Here is a 728-nt window from a genome sequence, read left to right as displayed (position 1 = left end):
CCCTCCCCGAAGCCGGCCTCCCCGCCTGGGCCCAGGGCATCCGCCTCGGCGGCGAGGTCACCGCCGAGGCCCTCACCTTCGCCCTGTACGACGGCCTGAAACTGGCCACCCTGCTCATCTGCGTCGGCGCCGCGAACGCCCTCGCGAACCCCTCCCGCCTGCTCAAGTCCCTCCCGGGCGCCCTGTACGAAATGGGCGTCGCGGTCGTCGTGGCCCTGACCTTCGCGCCCAGCCTCATCGCCGACGTCCAGCGCCTGCGCGCCGCCCGCCGCCTGCGCGGCCGACCGGACAAGGGCGTCCGGGGCCTGCTGCACGTCGGGCTCCCGGTCCTGGAGGGCGCGCTGGAGCGCTCGGTGTCGCTCGCCGCCGCGATGGACGCCCGCGGCTACGGCCGTACCGCCCAGGTCCCCGCCGCCGTCCGCCGCACCACCGCCGCCCTCACCCTGGGCGGGCTGCTCGGCATGTGCGCCGGAACGTACGGTCTGCTCACCGCCGAAGGCGCCACCTACGGCATCCCCGTACTCCTCACCGGCCTCGCCGCCGCGCTCGCGGGTCTCCGGCTCGGCGGACGGCGGTCGCTGCGCACCCGGTACCGCCCCGACCGCTGGGACGTGCGCGCCTTGCTGGTCGTCGCCTCCGGCGTGGCGGTCGCCGCGCTCCTCACGCTCGCCGCCGCCCGGGACCCCGCGGCCCTGCACCCCGGCGTGCTGCCGCTCGTGGCCCCCACC

1 pseudogene is annotated in these 728 nt (G+C 77.6%); it reads left to right on the top strand.

The window, feature by feature from the left end:
* Positions 1-728 (top strand): annotated as a pseudogene (locus CA983_RS44545) (energy-coupling factor transporter transmembrane protein EcfT); the annotation flags it as partial.

The sequence above is a fragment of the Streptomyces swartbergensis genome, from assembly GCF_002148965.1.
Lineage (GTDB): Bacteria > Actinomycetota > Actinomycetes > Streptomycetales > Streptomycetaceae > Streptomyces > Streptomyces swartbergensis.
This window is presented reverse-complemented; position numbering and strand designations above follow the sequence as displayed.